At 60.9% G+C, this 16,673-nt stretch carries 10 protein-coding genes; 2 read left to right on the top strand and 8 right to left on the bottom strand.

Features of this window, described 5'->3' with window-relative positions; genetic code table 11:
• Positions 1 to 2: 2 nt before the first annotated feature.
• Both V0R60_RS01000 and V0R60_RS00995 read right to left on the bottom strand, forming a co-directional pair.
• Entirely contained in the window at positions 3 to 1,559 is a 1,557-nt protein-coding gene (locus V0R60_RS01000) for an acyl-CoA synthetase (protein ID WP_330078638.1), read from the bottom strand.
• Positions 1,560 to 1,737: 178 nt separating this feature from the next.
• Positions 1,738 to 3,426, bottom strand: a complete 1,689-nt coding sequence (locus V0R60_RS00995) for a GMC family oxidoreductase (protein ID WP_330078639.1) — start codon at positions 3,424 to 3,426, stop codon at positions 1,738 to 1,740.
• A gap of 323 nt (positions 3,427 to 3,749) precedes the next feature.
• Here V0R60_RS00995 and V0R60_RS00990 point away from each other — a divergent pair, with 323 nt between their 5' ends.
• Positions 3,750 to 6,497, top strand: a complete 2,748-nt coding sequence (locus tag V0R60_RS00990; RefSeq protein WP_330078640.1) for a LuxR C-terminal-related transcriptional regulator — start codon at positions 3,750 to 3,752, stop codon at positions 6,495 to 6,497.
• Here the strand turns inward: V0R60_RS00990 and V0R60_RS00985 are convergent, their stop codons facing one another.
• The 3 genes from V0R60_RS00985 to V0R60_RS00975 form a co-directional block, all read right to left on the bottom strand.
• Complete coding sequence (locus V0R60_RS00985; protein WP_168198469.1) at positions 6,498 to 8,969, bottom strand: LuxR C-terminal-related transcriptional regulator; 2,472 nt, start codon at positions 8,967 to 8,969, stop codon at positions 6,498 to 6,500.
• A gap of 149 nt (positions 8,970 to 9,118) precedes the next feature.
• Positions 9,119 to 10,486 (bottom strand): DUF1329 domain-containing protein, encoded by a 1,368-nt coding sequence (locus V0R60_RS00980; RefSeq protein ID WP_136476321.1) that lies wholly within the window; start codon positions 10,484 to 10,486, stop codon positions 9,119 to 9,121.
• A 24-nt stretch (positions 10,487 to 10,510) separates the two neighbouring features.
• Positions 10,511 to 12,367 (bottom strand): DUF1302 domain-containing protein, encoded by a 1,857-nt coding sequence (locus V0R60_RS00975; protein ID WP_330078641.1) that lies wholly within the window; start codon positions 12,365 to 12,367, stop codon positions 10,511 to 10,513.
• A 161-nt stretch (positions 12,368 to 12,528) separates the two neighbouring features.
• On the opposite strand from V0R60_RS00975, the gene V0R60_RS00970 reads away from it, so the two are divergent.
• Complete coding sequence (locus tag V0R60_RS00970; RefSeq protein WP_136476325.1) at positions 12,529 to 13,287, top strand: class I SAM-dependent methyltransferase; 759 nt, start codon at positions 12,529 to 12,531, stop codon at positions 13,285 to 13,287.
• Between the two features lie 40 nt (positions 13,288 to 13,327).
• On the opposite strand, the gene V0R60_RS00965 is transcribed toward V0R60_RS00970, so the two are convergent.
• The 3 genes from V0R60_RS00965 to qhpC form a co-directional block, all read right to left on the bottom strand.
• Positions 13,328 to 15,019, bottom strand: a complete 1,692-nt coding sequence (locus V0R60_RS00965; RefSeq protein WP_330078642.1) for an AMP-binding protein — start codon at positions 15,017 to 15,019, stop codon at positions 13,328 to 13,330.
• 141 nt (positions 15,020 to 15,160) lie between these two features.
• The gene (gene peaD / locus V0R60_RS00960) at positions 15,161 to 16,318 is read right to left on the bottom strand and encodes a quinohemoprotein amine dehydrogenase subunit beta (protein WP_375547251.1); all 1,158 of its coding nucleotides are present in this window, start codon (positions 16,316 to 16,318) and stop codon (positions 15,161 to 15,163) included.
• Positions 16,319 to 16,348: 30 nt separating this feature from the next.
• Positions 16,349 to 16,672, bottom strand: coding sequence for a quinohemoprotein amine dehydrogenase subunit gamma (qhpC, locus tag V0R60_RS00955; protein WP_136476329.1), 324 nt, complete (start codon positions 16,670 to 16,672; stop codon positions 16,349 to 16,351).
• Position 16,673 lies beyond the last annotated feature (1 nt).

Below are 16,673 nucleotides of genomic sequence, written 5' to 3'. Positions count from 1 at the left end.
GATCAGTTGACCGCTCGGGCCTGGTCTTTCCAGTAGGGTTCGCGCAGGTCGCGCTTGAGAATCTTGCCGGCGGCCGACAGCGGCAAAGCGGCAGTGAAATCCACCGATTTCGGACACTTGAAGCCGGCGATGTGGCTGGCGCAGTGTTCACGCAGTTGTGCTTCTGTCAGTTCGCTGCCGGGGGTGCGCACCACCACCGCGTGCACCGCTTCGCCCCAACGCTCGTGCGGAATGCCGATCACCGCGCACATGGCGACGTCGGGATGGCGGGCGATGACGTTTTCGACTTCGGCGGAGAACACGTTTTCGCCACCGGTGACGATCATGTCCTTGAGGCGGTCGACGATGAACAAATAACCGTCCTCGTCCATGTAGGCGCCGTCACCGGTGTGCAGCCAGCCGTTTTTCAGGGCCTTGGCGGTTTCTTCCGGACGGTTCCAGTAGCCCTGCATGATGTTCGGGCCGCAGGCAACGATTTCACCCACGGTGCCACGCGGCACTTCATCGCCATTCTCATCGACGACCCGCACCATGCCACCGTAGCCACCGCGGCCAACGCTGCGCACGCGACCACTGGCGATGCCTTCAGGACCATGACTGGAGTGCGGACTTACCGACACTACCGGCGCGGCCTCGGTCAACCCGTAGGCGTGCATGAATTCGATACCCGGCAGCGCTGCCATGGCCTTTTCCAGCAGCGTTGGCGAAATGGGCGATGCGCCATACGCCAGGCGTTTAAACGAACTCAGGTCGTAGTTGGCGAAGTCAGGATGCATGACCACGGCCTGCAGCATGGTCGGCACCAGGAGCATCTCGTTGACCTGCTCGCGCTCGATGGTCTGCAGTATTTCGAGGGCGTCGAAAGCAGGAATCAGCACATGGGTGCCGCCGACCACGAACATGCCCACGGCACGGGCCATTGCTGCGGTATGAAACAGCGGTGCAGCGTGCAGGCCGCGGCAATTGTCCAGGGCTGGAAACTGCGCGGCACGGGCAATAGCCGAAGACCACAGGTTCATGTGCGATTGCATGACACCCTTGGGCAAGCCGGTGGTGCCGCCGGTGTACATGATTGAGGCCAGATCGTCGCCGCCGCGCCCGGCATCGGCAATCGGCGCGGTTTCAGCGATCAACTGCTCGTAGGCATACATGCCTTCCGGTGCCAGGCCGTCGCCAGCATGGATGACGATTGGCGCACGGCGGGCAGTGGCGCGGATCTGCTCGACCATTGGCAAGAAGTGATCGTCGACAATCAGGATGCCGGTATCACAGTCGTCCAGGGAGAACACGATCTCCGGGACGCTCCAGCGAATGTTGACCGGATTGAGCACTCCGCCACCCCACCAGGTGGCCAGCATGTACTCCAGGTAGCGGTCGGAGTTGAGCGCAAGCATGCCCACCCGATCACCGCTGTTCATCCCCAGCGAACGCAACGCGCCGCCCAGCCGGCTGACCCGCTGGCCGAGCTCGCGATAGGTCTGGCGGCGGCCACGGTAGATCGTGGCAAGGTGGTTCGGCTCCTGTTGCAGCATGCGCTGCAAGCCTTGGGTCAGGTACATGGTCAAGCTCCTGATGCTGTTGTTCTTGTTGGTTTGATACTAAGGAGAGTGCGACCGCTCAGCGTCGATCAAAGGGATGAACCTGACGATGGTTTTCTCCTGGTTCGAATGAACTAGGGGCATCCCCCAGGCACGCAGACGCCGCAAGCCTGGACGGTTTGCGGCATCTGCTGCATGGCTAGGCGAGTGCCGGTTGGGACGTGTCGCCTGCGACCACCGGCGCGCGACAGTCGGCAATGATCAGGTCCGCAGCCTTCTCGCCGATCATCATGCACGGGGCATTGGTGTTGCCGGCGACCACCCGCGGCATCACCGAAGCATCGACAACGCGCAGGCCCTGCACCCCACGCACGCGCAGTTGCGGATCGACCACCGAGGCCACATCGCTGCCCATTCGGCAGGTCCCTACCGGGTGATACACGCCATCGGCGCGCTCGCGGATGACCTGCTTGATCTGTTTGTCATCGCTGCCGTCGAACTTGAGCCCGGCAAAGTGCAAGGCCTTGCCACCAAAGCGCGCCAGCGCGGGCTGTTCGAGAATGGCCTGGACCTGATGCACGCCCTTGAGCATCACCTCCATGTCGCGATCATCGGCGAGCATATTGAGCTCGATCACCGGCGCGTCACGCATGTCAGCGGACGCCAGGCGCACCTCGCCACGGCTATGCGGATGCAGAACGCAAACATGGCACGAGTAGCCGTGGCCGTAGCGGAACTTGCGTCCATGGTTGTCACCGGCAGACATCACAAAATGCAGCTGCACATCCGGTTCGGCCAGCGTGGGGTCGGTTTTCAGGAAGCCACCCGCCTCGGTAAAGCTACGGGTGAAGACCCCTTCGCGACGGCCTCGGTACTTGACCAGTTCCCAGAGATAGCGGAAAGCGCCGCGCACCGACACCCCGAACATCTCGGTGCGAAACAGACGCTTGTGCAGGATCACATCGACATGTTCTTGCAGGTTCTTGCCAACCTGCGGCGCATCGACCAGCACTTCGATACCTTTCTCGCGCAAATGCTCCGCCGGCCCTACACCTGAGACCATCAACAGTTGCGGCGAGATCAGGCTGCCAGCACTGAGAATGACTTCCTTGCGGGCACGCAGGACCTGCTCGCGACCGTCCTTGAGCACCACCACACCCACCGCCCGCACCCCTTCGAACAGCACCCGCAGCACTTGCGTGTTTACCTGCACGTGAAGATTGGCGCGGCCGCCGTTGAGTTGACCATCGCCGGTCCTGCCCTGGTGCAGATAGGCACGCGCCGCGTTCCAGCGCTCGCCGTTGCGCTGGGTGACCTGGAAGTAGCCGACGCCTTCCTGGACAGGGCCATTGAAGTCGTGGTTATAGGCATGCCCGGCGCTGCTTGCCGCTTGCAGAAAATGCCGAGCCATGGCGCAGGGTGAGCGTGGATCGGTCACATGCAGCGGGCCCGTGCCGCCGTGCAGCGGATCGTCGTCGCGACCGGCTACCCGCTCGTTGCACTCGGAGCGCTTGAAGTACGGCAACACGTCCTTCCAGCCCCAACCTTCAGCGCCCATGCTTTCCCAGTGATCGTAATCGGAGGCGCGGCCGCGGATATACACCATGCCGTTGATCGAGGAACTGCCGCCCAGGCCCCGCCCCCGCGGCTGGTAGCCTGCGCGGCCGGCCATGGTCGGCTGCGGCAAGCTGTTATAGGCATAGTTGAATTCACCGGCTCGCGGGATCACCAGCGCGATGCCGACCGGCGTCGTCACCAATGGACGATGATCGTGGCCGCCCGCTTCCAGCAGGGCCACCTCGCCACACTTGGCATCAGCCAGCCGTCCGGCTACCGCGCAACCCGCCGACCCTCCCCCGACCACGATGAAATCGTAAGCCTGTTCCATACCGTCACCCTTGTTATTGTTCGAAAGTCGCATTGCCGTGAACGGCAAGCCATTGGTACATACAGCGCCCAGCCTAAGCCGGCGACCAACGAGCACAATCGTTCGAACAGGTGAAACGGTGACTAGTCCCTTTGGCTCAGCGGTTGATTGATAAGCCGGGTAAGGGTGGGCTTTATGCCATCTGGAGACGTGAACTAGTTCGAAAGAACGGCATACCTGCCACATTTGACGTGGCAAGATACAAACCTCAAATAACAATAAAAGCGGAACCATGGCGGCGTCTATGGGCGCCCCCCCTCTAGCCCGCTTGCTGGAGACCCTCTATGCCCGATGTTCTGGAGCACCACGACTCAGCCGCCACGGACCTTGGCCACATAACGCCCGCCAAGGTGCTGCAAGCCAAGCTTTCAGCTCCGATTGCCGCGCCGAGCCATCTTGTTCGTGCCCACTTGCTGGACACCATGGACAGTATCGCCAGCGCACGGTTAATACTGGTGCGTGCCGCTGCCGGCTTCGGCAAGACCACTCTGCTCCTGCAGTACCGCGAACGCTGCCTGGCTGCCGGGCGCAGCGTGCAATGGCTGAACCTGGACAAAGCCGATAACGACATTCAACGCCTGATCAATCATTTGCTCTGTGGCATTCGCGAACTGAGCGCAGGCGATGCACTCGAGGGTAACGCCCAGCCCGCCTGTTTCAGCGCCGCCGAGCAGTTGCAGGAGTTGCTGGAGCGGATCAGCAGCTTTGTGCAACCGTTTTCAATCGTGCTCGACGAATTCGAAGCGATTGAAAACCCTTCGGTACTGGACTTCATTCAACGCCTGATGGACGCCCTGCCCCCCTGCGGGGTGCTGGTGATCGCCTCTAGAACCACACCCGACATCGGCCTGGGGCGCATCCGCGCCCGCGGTCAGTTGGTAGAGATCAACCCCGCCGCGCTGCGTTTTTCCCTGGAAGAGGCTACGCGCTTTATCCGCGAGAAGCGCCAACTGACGCTGCGCGACAATGATATAGCTACGCTGTTTCGCTGCACCGAAGGTTGGATTACCGCCATTTACCTCGCCAGCCTGTCGCTGCAAGGACGTACCGACCCTGCCGCTTTCGTCGCGTCTTTCTCCGGTTCCAACCTGGAGCTGGCGCAGTACCTGGCCGAAGACATTCTCGCCAGGCAAAGCGAAGACTGCCGCTTGTTTCTGATGCAAACCAGCATTCTCGACCAGCTCAACGCGCCCTTGTGCGATGCCGTCAGCGGACGCAACGACAGCCAGGCAATGATCGAGCATCTTGAGCGCAGCAATCTGTTCATTTTCCCGCTGGACAACGATCATCAGTGCTTTCGCTACCACAGTCTGTTCGCCAGCTACCTGAAGGATGCGCTGAACCGCCAATTCCCCGGACATGCGGTCACCCTTCACCACGCCGCTGCGCAGTGGTATTTCGAGGCTGAGCGACCGATTCCGGGCATCGAGCACTTGTTGCAGGCCGGGGCTACCGCTGAAGCGGCCAGCCGCCTGGCGATCTATGCCGGACAATTGATGGCCGAAGCACGCTCACGCCTGCTGCTCAGTTGGCTTGATCGGATTCCGGCGACTTACCTGGAACTGCACCCCAACCTCAACGTGGCCTATGCCTGGGCCCTGGCATTGCACCGCCGCTACCGCGATGCATTGAAAATTGTCGAACAGCTTGAGGCCCGCGCCGACGAAGACACGCGCAAGCTGTTCAAGCTCGAGGCCAGGACCATTCGCTGCATGGTCCTGGCCATTACCGATCAGGTGGACGCATGCTATGTCGCCGGTCTTGAGCACATTGACCAGATACCCCTCGATGAAGTGTTCCAGTACGGCGTGGTGACCAACTCGCTGGCATTCAGCATGCTGGTTACCGGGCGCCATGAAGAGGCTCGCCGCCTGTTTTCCCGGGCCTTCAAACGCAGCTCGCCGGACCGCGTTACCTACCTGACCACGGTCACCGATTGTATCGAAGGCGTTCTGGATCTGACTCAAGGTCGCCTGGGCAATGCCCTGGCGCGACTACAGGCTGCGGCCCAGCGTCAGTGGGTGGACAACCGCAGCAGTGCATTCGGTGGCAAAACCTCACTGAATATCACCTTGTCGCTAGCGTTGTACGAGTCCGATGCCTTGGAAGAGGCCGAACACAACCTTGCCGAGGCCTTGCCTCACGCCAAGGACGGTAGCCCGCCGGACTCGCTGATTTCCAGTCATGTGCTATTGGCGAGAATCGCCTACTTGAAAGGCGAACGCGACACCTGGCTGCGCTACCTTGCCGAACTGGAACAGATCGGTCGTCAATCCGGCTCCGACCGCGTGGTGTGTTCCAGCTGGCTGGAGCGCGCCCGCGTCGCCACCCTGGAGAACCGCCTGGACGTGGCCGCCCAGGCGCTGCGCTCGGCTAACCTGATCAGTAGTTGGGAGCGTCCGGGGCTGATCTTCCACGGCAGCGATGTCGATATTCCATCCATCGCCCGCCTGCGCCTGCAAATTGCCCAGGGCGGCTGTATGGATGCTGTTGGGCAACTGCAGGATGTCATTGTTCAAGCCAACCACCGTCAGCAGTATCGCCGCAAGCTGAAATTGCGCCTGCTGCTGGCCATGGCATTGGACGGCGCCGGGCAGCCGGAAGAAGGCTTTGCCCAACTGACCAAAGCGCTGCGCTTCGCCAGCCACGAAGGCTTCCTGCGCACCTTCCTTGATGAGGGGCATCGGCTGGCCGACCTGCTTCAGCGCTGGGCTGTGTCGTACCAGGCACGGGCCAGCAGCCTGGGCATCGAGACGCGTTTTCTAACCACCTTGTTGCAACGCGCAGGCAACCTGGGCGATTCCTCTTCAACCTCGTCGGGCGACAGCGACACACGCGAATCGCTGACGACCCGCGAAATACAGGTGATCCAGCAACTGGCGGCCGGGCTGCGTAACCGGGCGATTGCGCAGAAGATGTTCCTTTCCGAGTTCACGGTAAAATCACACTTGCGCAACATCAACGCCAAGCTCGGGGCGCAAGGGCGCACCGAGGCTGTGGCCATTGCCCGCGCCAAAGGTCTGCTCGACTGATCACCCCTGGGTCAGGCGATGCGCACGGTCGTTCACCGGCGCGTCGCCCCGCTCCAGCAGGCCCATTTCCTGGGCGCGCATCACCGCCAGCGCACGGCGCTTGACCCCAAGCTTGGCGTTGATGTTCTTGGTGTGGGCCTTGACGGTATTGAGGGAGATGAACAGGCTATCGCCGATTTCCTGATTGGTAAGGCCGCTGGCCAACAGGTTCAGCACCGCCAGTTCGCGGCTGGACAATTCAAAACGTGAGGGCTTGGCGACCGGTGGATCGGCCAATGGCGCATTGCCTTGGTCGTGGGCTTGGAGCGATGCAAGCTGTGAGCGCGCCTCTTTGGCCAGCGCATTGAACTTGAACCGCTCGCATTGCTCGATCATTGCCACTAGACGCTGGCGTGCTTGGTCTGCCTGGCCAAGCTCGCACTCAGCAACCGCAAGCACCCGCTGGATACGCAGTGGCAACGAGGGTGTGTGCAGGGGTGCGATACGCCCGGATTCCGGATTCAGCTGTGCTTGCATCGCCAGGGCAAGCGGCACAACCGCCTGCCAATCGCCCTTATGTACCAGCACACGCAGGCGCTGGTAGTCCAGCAGCATCTGATAGCAGCTGGCCTGGGCTTTCTGGCAGTGCATGTGCCGTTCGGCGTCATGCATTGCCCGGCTTGCCTGATCAAAGTCACCGCGTCTGGCAGCAATTTCACCCAAGCCTATATAGCCGTGCAGCTTGAACGGGTCAGCACTTTCGCGGGCCAGGCTCATACCCAACTGAAGCGCCTTGTCGGCGTCACTGGTATTGCCGCGCAACAGGTGCAGTTCGCCTTGCAGCAGCTGCAGGCGCCCCAACAACAGGCTTGGCCGGGTATCGGCGCGGGTCAGTTCCAGGCTCTGATGGAGGAGAATTTCGGCCTGGGCCAGTTCATCCGCGAGGATCGCCTGGCGGATACGGTCGGTGTTGATCAGTACTTCGTTGGCCAGACAGCCATGGCGGCGTGCAATTTCTACCGCGTCCTGGAGCAACTGGCGGCCGTCCTGACTGTTGCCGGTCGCCATTTCTACCCGGCCAAGGGTCGAGTAACACAGAATCGCCGATCGCCAGTCGTGACTGCCCAGGTGCGCCAGCGCCTGCCGACAATGTTCACGGGCCGTCTGCGCATGACCGCGCAAGCCTTCGAGGCTGCCGTGCAGTGCCTGCCAATTGGCAATCAGGCGCTGGTTCTGAACAGGATCGGGATGCGGCAAGAAGCGCTCCAGACGAGCGATGCAGCTGTGTGCTTCATCCAGGCGCCAGCTCAACAGCAAAGCCCGGGCGCTCTGGAAAACCAGGCGCGGTGAGCCGAGCAGCAACGACGGCGGCATCCTGTCGTACCAACCCAGCCATTTACGCAGGTGCTGGCGGGCGAATAGCCAATCGAAGCCCAGTCGATCCATCAGATTGGCGGCAAGATCGGGCTGGCCTGCACACAGGGCCAATTCTATGGCGTCGTCAATGCACCCTGCGCTGCTCAGCCAATGACAGGCGCGCAGCCGCAGTTGATTGAGCGCAGCGCCCTGGAGCTGATCGCGCAGGGCATTGGCGATAGCGGGCAACAGGCAGTACCACTGACCGGCCGCATCCAGCATATGAAAATAGGCGTTGGTACGCAGCATCAGTTCAAAGGCCGCGGTACCGCTTTCATCGTCCCACAGGTGCGCGTACAGCGCAGCGTTGAACTTGGGCAGATGAGCCAGGGCACAGAGTATCGACACTTGCCGCTCGGTCAGGCGCGACAGTACTTCATGCTGCAGGTACTCGCGCAACCAGACTGTACCTTGTTGCTGCGACGCCTCACACAACAGCCGCGTGGCGGCGCACCAGCCCAGCGATTGCTGCCAGAGCACCGCGTTGTCGTTGGCACAACGATTAGGCGCCAACAGGCCCATCAAGCGGTCGAACTCGTCGTGGCTGAACCCCAGTTGGCGGCTGTCCAGTTCCAGCAACTCATCCTCGAGCAACAACCGTGACAGATTCAATTGCGGGCGCTGACGACAACTGACAAACACCTGCAAGGTGCAGCCTGGCAAGCCAAGCAACTGGTCGAGCCAGTGACCGATCGGGTCCGGGCCCTGGCTTGGATAGTCGTCGAGCACCAGGCGCAGCGTTTCCTCGCACTGGCTGAACCAGGCGCGCAATGCATCCGCATCACGGTAGAACTTTGCGTTGACCCCGAAAGCCTTGCCGATTTGCTGGCAGAACGCTCCGAGGGTAAGCCACTGACCATTCATCGCAATCCAGGCACTGCGCCCATGCGGAACTTGGCGCAGGGTTTCGCACAATAAGGTGCTTTTGCCGAAGCCTGCCGGCGCGCACAACAGGCGCAGGCGCGGGTTCTTTTCCAGTAGCAGGTCGACCAGATGCGGGCGCGGCAAGTGCCGAGCGGGCAAGTTGGGGAGTGACAGCGGCAGCGAAGGCAATGTCTGGAGATGAAGACTGGTCATGACAACACCTGATAATTGTTATTGGCCAGGCGGCAGAGTGTGCCTAGCAAATCATCAGGGGCCCGCCTCTACAATCGGTCGTAGGAACTAGTTCCTGCGACCGTCCCGAGGCAAAGAGGCCGCGATCAGGACGATCGCGGCGCAGGGGTTCAGCGGATACCGGCGTTACGCAATGCGCCAGGGGTGAAGTCCGCCATCGTCGGCTGGGTGCCGTACTCGGTGCCATGCGGCGCCTCGTTGGCCAAGGCCATGACCAGATAGCGACCGGCGACCAGATCGTTGATCGCCATGGCCGCGTAGTTGCCAAGCCCTTGTTCATAGTCGTTCATGGCAAAGCCCTCGGCAACCCGCCACAGCTGGCCACGGCCATCGTAGTGGTCGATCTCGACCAACTGCCAGGTGTCTTCATCGAAGTACATGTGGCGCTTGGCGTAGATGTTGCGCTCACCAGGCTTGAGAGTGGCGACGACTTCCCATACGCGGTGCAGCTCGTAGCGGGTGTGGTCCGGGTTCATGTGCCCGGCCTGGAGCATATCCTTGTACTTGAGCTGCGGCGACGCGAGACGGTAATTGTTGTACGGAATGTACATCTCCTTCTTGCCCACCAGTTTCCAGTCGTAGCGGTCCGGCGCGCCGTTGAACATATCGGCATTGTCAGCTGTGCGCAGGCCGTCGGCGGCCGTCCCCGGGCCGTCATAGGCTACCTGTGGGGCACGACGTACCCGACGCTGGCCGGCGTTGTAGACCCAGGCCATGCGTGGTTCGGTCACCTGGTCGATGGTTTCGTGCACCAGTGTCACGCCACCGGCCAGGCGCGAAGGCGCAGTCACTTCCTGTTTGTAGTAGAACAGGACGTTCTCGGCTTTTTTTCCGTCGCCGTCCTTCATGTATTGCGGGTAACCCACTTCATCGCTCAACTCGACGGCAGTAAAGGAGCCATTGGTTTGCGGGGCTGCCTGAGCGGTCAGACGATGAAAGTTTTTACCACGGTAGCGGCTGATGTGGTTCCACAGCACTTCTACGCCGGTTTTAGGCAGCGGGAAAGCATAGAACCGCGAGCCTGTGAGGTTGCCGACATAGTTGCCGCCGGCCAACGATTCGGTATTCAAGGCACTTTTCTTCGCCGCATCGTAGACTTCCTGTGGGTTCGAGGCGGTGCGGTGGCTGGTGTATACCGGAATCCGGTAGCTGTCCGGATAGCGCTTGAACATCGCCATCTGCCCGTCAGTCAGCTTGTCTTTGTACTGTTGTGCATTCTGCGCGTTGATCACGAACAGCGGCTTTTCATCAGCGAACGGATCGCCCAGAAAGCCTTTCTCCACTTTCGCCGCCCCTGGTTTGAGCCCGCCGGTCCAGGCCGGAATGCTGCCGTCGCTATTGCCTTCCTTCTGTGCGCCAAGAGGCGTCAGTGTGGTGCCGAGTTGGTCCGCTTCCTGTTGTGACACTGCCGCCATGACACCAGTGGCCAGCAAGGTAAGGGTCAGCGCTGCACCCTGAAAAAAAGTGATGGGTTTCATCTGCAGATCTCCACGGAATCAGGTTTAGAAGTTCACGCCGAAACTGAGCGACATAAAGTCACGGTCCACCAGCGTGTTGAAGTCGCCGCCAAAGTAGTTGGTGTAACTGAGGCTTGCGGTGTAGGTGTTCTCGTAGTCGGCATCGAGCCCCAGGCTGACCGCCTTGGCGCCTTCCTCGAAGCTGACACCGGTGCCGTTGACGTCATGCGACCAGGCCAGACTCGGCGACAAGTTGATACCGGCAATCACGTTGGGATAGTCGAGCTTGCCGCGCACCCGATAGCCCCAGGAATCGCTGGTGTAATAACCTTTGTTGTTGCATTCCTGCTGCGGGTTGCTCGCTGTTGGTGTACCGGCGGCGGTACCTCGGCATACCGCACCGTTGTCGACCAGCGCGCCTGCACCGTAGGTTGGGCTGCGACCGAAACGCACGTCACCGGTATCGGTACTCAAGCCAGACACGCGGTTGTAGTCCACCTCACCCACCAGCGTGAGGCGGCTGGCGGCCAGTACCTGATCGAAGAACTTGGTCGCCGTCACCTGCACCTGGGTCACTGGCATGCGCTTGTAGCCCGGAATTGCCGCGCCTGGGGCGTTGGTGGCAAAACCGTCGACAAACACGGGCGAGACTGCACCCGGCACGCCATTGATCAGGCCCAACTGGTTGACAGCGGCCAGGTTGAGGTCGGCGGTGTTGATCTGCAGCGGCATGTTCGGACGGAAGCTCACCTCGCCGCCAAGCGCAACACCGGAAACGTTGGTCTGGAAACTCAAGCCATACAGGCGGATGTCTTCCGGGTAGTCGACGAAGTAACTGGCGGTACGCACCCGGGCCGGAGTGTTAGCGGTATTCGGTGGAGCCGCCACGGTGGTGCGGGTAAAGCTCAGGTACGGATTGCGGCTGTGATAATTCATCGCGTAGGCCGCCAACTCGGTGTCATTCAACTCAGGCAGGAACCAGCGCAACGCCAGGCCAAACTGGCCACTGTCCCCAGGCTCGTGGTCTTTGGCCCGTGGAATGTAGGCGTTATCCAGACCCTGGGCAACTGCTTGAATGTTCAGGCTGTTGCTTGCCACACCGGGGGCAAAATCGGGACCGGCAATAACCAGACGGTCATTACAGCCCTTGGCCACCGGGTCGGCGCCAAAGAACGTGCCGCAGTTATCGGTGACCGTCTTGTCCCACTCCAACTGGTAGAACATTTCTGCAGTCAGGTTCTCGGTCAGGCCCTGCGACAGGTAGAACATGTTGACCGGAATCAACCCTTCCTTGACCTCGGCCCCCGGGCGGCGCAGCGCGGCGACGTCGATCGGGTTGATGGCGTTGATCGAGTTCTGGATGAACGTGCTTTCCCCCCAACTGACCACCTGTTTGCCCAGGCGCACGTTGCCGGGCAGATCGCCGATCTGATAGTTGTGGTAGACAAAGGCATCGAGAAACTCTGCGCCCGAGGCCTTGGCCGAACGGTCACGGCCGTGGTCATCGATGTCGTAGAAATGCTGCTCGCCGTCCTTGAGCTCAAAGTCATACCAGTACTTGCCGCGCACAAACACGCCAGAGTCTTCGTACTTGAGCGACAGGTCGTGGATACCTTTGAAGATCTTCGAGAAGGTTTCGTTCTTCTTGAAGTTCAAACGTCCGTCGTCGGCGGTGCGAGAGGCGGCACGGCCCTCTTCGCCCATCACGTTGAAGTTGGAGATGAAGTCCGAGTCGGGATCTTGGGTACCCCAACTTGCACCAATGGACAGTGACGAGTCGAAGGTGCCTTCGATTTCCCCGATGTTGAAGCTCACGGCTTGCGCCTGAGTTCCCCACGCCAAGGCGATTGCGGTCGCCAACAGGGTGGGATGCAGGTTTGCGCGCTTTATTATTGTTTGCATGCGGCTTTCCAGGAGTTGGATCAGATGGAAAGCCCATGCTATGCAGGTAAACCGGCGAGCAATATTGCCTGAAGGGGTAGTTTTGCGAATCACCCTTGCGGGTAGTAACGTGGCGATAAAAGGACTATTGGCAACGACTCGACGGCCAGAGGTGAATATCAATGAATAGCAGCACCGCACAGAGCACCAACTGGTTTGACAAGGGTGCCGAGGCCTACGCGCGCTTCAGGCCGCAATACCCGCAGTCACTGGCCGCCTACCTGGCTTCGTTGGCGCCGAACATGGCTTTGGCGGTAGACGTTGGCTGTGGCAACGGCCAGCTTACCCGAGACCTCGCCGAGCACTTCAGCGCAGTCTCAGGCTTTGATCCCAGCGAAGACCAGATCGCCCACTGCACCGCGCAAGCCAACGTCAGTTATCAATGCGCCCCGGCAGAAGATCTGCCCCTGCAATCGCGCAGCGCCAGCCTGATCACTGCAGCGCAGGCGGCGCACTGGTTCGACTTGCCGCGCTTTTACGCTGAAGTTCGCCGCGTGGCGGTACCCGGGGCCATCCTGGCACTGATCAGCTACGGCGTGCCGCTGCTCGAGCCAACACTGAACGAGCGCTTCCAGCGCTTTTACTGGGACGAAATCGGGCCCTATTGGCCGGCACAGCGCAAGCTCGTCGATAGCGGTTACGCGACGCTGGACTTCCCGTTCACGCAAATCAACGGCGACGCCATCAGCTTCTGCCTGGAGTGGAACCTGGAGGAATTTCTTGGCTATATCTCCACCTGGTCGGCAGTACGCCAGGCATCGCATGCAGGCAAGGACGAGGTACTTACGCACTTTGCCGAAGAACTTGCCAGGCTATGGGGCGAGCCCACTAGCAAACGCCCTGTTACCTGGCCGATTAACATGCGCATTGGTCGCGTGTAACCCGCGACAGGCGCAAGCCTGATGCGGGCCACCCCCACTGCTAGCGACCATTGCCTTCCACGGTAATGGTCAACTCCTCGATACTGATCTCGCGCATTTTGAACTTCTGTACCTTGCCGGTCACCGTCATTGGGAACTCCTCGACAAAGCGGAAATGGCGCGGCACTTTGAAGTGAGCGATCTGCGCCTTTGCCCAGCTGCGTAGCTCATCCTCAGCGACGCTGTGGCCGGGATGAAACTTGATCCAGGCGACGATTTCTTCACCATAACGGCTGCAAGGTATGCCGATCACCTGGACGTCGGCGATGGCCGGATGGGTGAAGAAGAACTCTTCCAGCTCGCGCGGATAAATGTTCTCACCGCCACGAATGATCATGTCCTTGCTACGCCCGACAATGCGCACATAGCCCTGCTCGTCCATCACCGCCAGGTCGCCGGTCTGCATCCAGCCCTCAGCGTCGATGCTCGCCGCGGTGGCAGCAGGATTGTTCCAATAACCGAGCATAACGCTGTAGCCACGCGTGCACAGCTCACCGATCTCGCCCCGGGCCACGGTTACGCCTTCGCTGTCGATGATCTTGTTCTCCAGGCGCGGCTGGGTGCGCCCCACCGAGGTCACGCGCAGTTCCAGCTCATCTTCGGCGGCGGTCTGTAGCGATACCGGGCTGGTTTCGGTCATGCCATAGGCAATCTGCACCTCGCCCATGTGCATCTCGTCGATCACCCGGCGCATCACTTCGATCGGGCAAGTCGCCCCGGCCATGATCCCGGTGCGCAGACTGGACAAGTCGAAGTCGGCGCGTTGCGGATGGTCGAGCATGGCAATGAACATGGTCGGCACGCCGTACAGTGCAGTGGCCTTTTCTTCGGCAACCGTGCTCAGCGTCAGCAGCGGGTCGAAGGCATCGTTGGGGTAGATCATGGTGCTGCCATGGGTCATGCAGCCCAGGTTGCCCATGACCATGCCGAAGCAGTGATACAGCGGCACCGGGATCACCATGCGATCCTGCTCGCTCAGGCCCAGGCTCTCACCCACCATGTAGCCGTTGTTGAGGATGTTGTGGTGGCTGAGCGTGGCCCCTTTGGGGAAACCTGTGGTGCCGGAGGTGTACTGGATGTTGATCGGGTCTTCAGGGCGCAGGCTGGCCTGGCGGCTTGTCAGGGTTTCGCCGCTGACCGCGGCGGCCATTTTCTGCAGCTCGTTCCAGGCCAGAAATGCCTCGGGAGGGTCGCTGGCCAGGCTTACCACACCACGCAAGGCAGGCAGCCGTTCACAGTTGAGGGTACCGGGCTTGACCTCGGCCAGCTCCGGCACCAAGCCGAGAAACATGGCGTGATAGTCGGAGGTTTTGAAGGCGTCCGCGCAAATCACCCAGCTGCAGGCGGACTGCTTGAGCGCGTATTCCAGTTCGCTGCTGCGATAGGCAGGGTTGATATTGACCAGAATGACGCCGATCTTGGCGCTGGCAAACTGGGTGATGCACCATTCGGCGCAATTGGGCGCCCAGATGCCCAGGCGGTCACCGCTGTTCAACCCCAGGGCCAGCAATGCCCGGGCGTGGCAGTCCACTGCATCGGCCAGGGCCTGCCAGCTGTAGCGCAGGCCCTGATGCCGGACAACCAAAGCTTCGCGCGCTGCGAATTTGGCAACCGTGGTATCGAACGCTGCGCCGAGGGTCATGGCCAGCAGGTCTTTGTCCTGCCGCCCCTGGGAATAACTCAGGTGATTCATGTAGGCCCCTTTGTGATTGTTGTGGGCTGTAACGCGAATTCAGGCGCTGTGCTACCCGCCTTGGGCCGGCAGCACAGCGCGGGTCAACTGCAGCAATGCTAGACCATACACTGTGCTTGTAAGGCCAGCGCTGCGCTCAGGTCAACGTGTAAACACCTGGGCGGTGCCGGTCACCATGTCGCCACCGGGCAGCTTGATGTTGTTGGTCAGTTCGAGTTTGTCCGGATCGTAGACGGCGATGTCACTGAAGGTCCCGGTCAGGTACAGCTTGCTGCCTGCCTTGTTGAAGCTGATGCAGTAGTAGGAGTGCGCAAGCTTGGCTGCCTTGATCAGCTTCTGCTCCTTGATGTCGTACTTGGCCAGGCGGTTGAGCACGCTGAACATCTGGTTCGGGTCTTTGGGTGAGCGCATGCCGGTAAAGTACACCTCGGTCAACGGTGCGAAGTCCGTCGTCTCGGTCTTGCCGGTGGCGAGGTCGACACTGACGTACCCATAGACATAGTCGGCGGTGGCCGGGTCTTGCTTGTCATCCTTGAATTTCGCTGCGGTGTAGAGCAGCGAGAAATCGCGGCGCGGGCTCTGGTGCGACCAGATGTACAGCAGGTCCGGCGGGCTGTAATGCGGCCGCGTCCAGCTGCCGGTAGGCAAGGCCACGCTGTACTTGCCGGTGTTCACGTCGAGCTTGTAGATATCGCGACCGGCCATGTACAGGGTGCCGTCGTCACCCACCTGCATGATCGAGACCTGGCGCGGCACCGGGAAGGTGCGCACCGGCTTGGCGTCGAGGCCCGCGTCGGTGCTGTACACCTGCAGGCGTGGTTCCTGCACGGCATAGTGGTCGTTGAGTATCAGCGTGGGGTTGGCGACGGTGTAGACCTCCTTGCCGTCCGGGCTGACCGCCAGTGACAGCATGGCCCTGGCCTGCTCGCCCGGCTTGTACGCCAGACGGGCGTGGAACACGGTCTTGCAGGTATCCATATCGATACCATAGATATCGCCATAGTGGTTGTTGAGCACATAGGCCGTCTTCTTGTCCGGCGCCACCTGAGCGGCACCCGGACCGAAAGCGTCGGGCATCTCGCAGGTCTTGTAGAGCTTGTCGGTGGCAACATCGATCAGGTGCAGGTTGTTGGGGTAGTTGGTCGCCAGCAGGTATTCCTGACCGGGCTTGAGCGCCGGGCCGCTGTTGGCGGCACTGGCGCTCGGCACGCCCATGGCAAGGCCAACGGTGGCGGCGGTACAAACGGCAAACAAACCCATGCTCGTAGCAGCCAGGCGGCCGATGAACTGAAGCTTCATAGTGTTATCCCTTTTATTCTTGTCATCAGGTCATTTGTCGTTCGGGAACACAGTGCTGAGGTTGCGCCAGCCTTCCTCGGAGCTCTGCCCATCCTTGTTCCAGTCCTGGTAGGTGCTCATCATGTCGGGCACCTGCGCTGGCCACCAGCACGGGTCGGAGCAGCCATACAGGTCGGCCTCCATCGGCTGGCACAACGACGCCACGCCACCGAACACATCGACTTCCCAGCCTGGGTCCGTGGTTGCGGTACAGCCGGCCACGCTGCTCATTGCCACGACTTCTTCGAGACGATCTTCGGCAGCGGCCTGTTCGAGGATCAGCGCTTTATTGTTGAGCGGCTTCAGATGTTTCATG

The organism is Pseudomonas auratipiscis, from assembly GCF_036324085.1.
Lineage (GTDB): Bacteria > Pseudomonadota > Gammaproteobacteria > Pseudomonadales > Pseudomonadaceae > Aquipseudomonas > Aquipseudomonas auratipiscis.
Note: the sequence above shows the minus strand (reverse complement) of the source record. Positions and strands in the feature narration are given on the sequence as shown.

Coding starts and splice junctions, on each gene's coding strand:
- V0R60_RS01000 (WP_330078638.1), bottom strand. CDS start 1,559: ATGTACCTGACCCAAGGCTTGCAGCGCATGCTGCAACAGGAGCCGAAC.
- V0R60_RS00970 (WP_136476325.1), top strand. CDS start 12,529: ATGAATAGCAGCACCGCACAGAGCACCAACTGGTTTGACAAGGGTGCC.
- qhpC (WP_136476329.1), bottom strand. CDS start 16,672: ATGAAACATCTGAAGCCGCTCAACAATAAAGCGCTGATCCTCGAACAG.
- peaD (WP_375547251.1), bottom strand. CDS start 16,318: ATGAAGCTTCAGTTCATCGGCCGCCTGGCTGCTACGAGCATGGGTTTG.
- V0R60_RS00980 (WP_136476321.1), bottom strand. CDS start 10,486: ATGAAACCCATCACTTTTTTTCAGGGTGCAGCGCTGACCCTTACCTTG.
- V0R60_RS00995 (WP_330078639.1), bottom strand. CDS start 3,426: ATGGAACAGGCTTACGATTTCATCGTGGTCGGGGGAGGGTCGGCGGGT.
- V0R60_RS00990 (WP_330078640.1), top strand. CDS start 3,750: ATGCCCGATGTTCTGGAGCACCACGACTCAGCCGCCACGGACCTTGGC.
- V0R60_RS00985 (WP_168198469.1), bottom strand. CDS start 8,969: ATGACCAGTCTTCATCTCCAGACATTGCCTTCGCTGCCGCTGTCACTC.
- V0R60_RS00975 (WP_330078641.1), bottom strand. CDS start 12,367: ATGCAAACAATAATAAAGCGCGCAAACCTGCATCCCACCCTGTTGGCG.
- V0R60_RS00965 (WP_330078642.1), bottom strand. CDS start 15,019: ATGAATCACCTGAGTTATTCCCAGGGGCGGCAGGACAAAGACCTGCTG.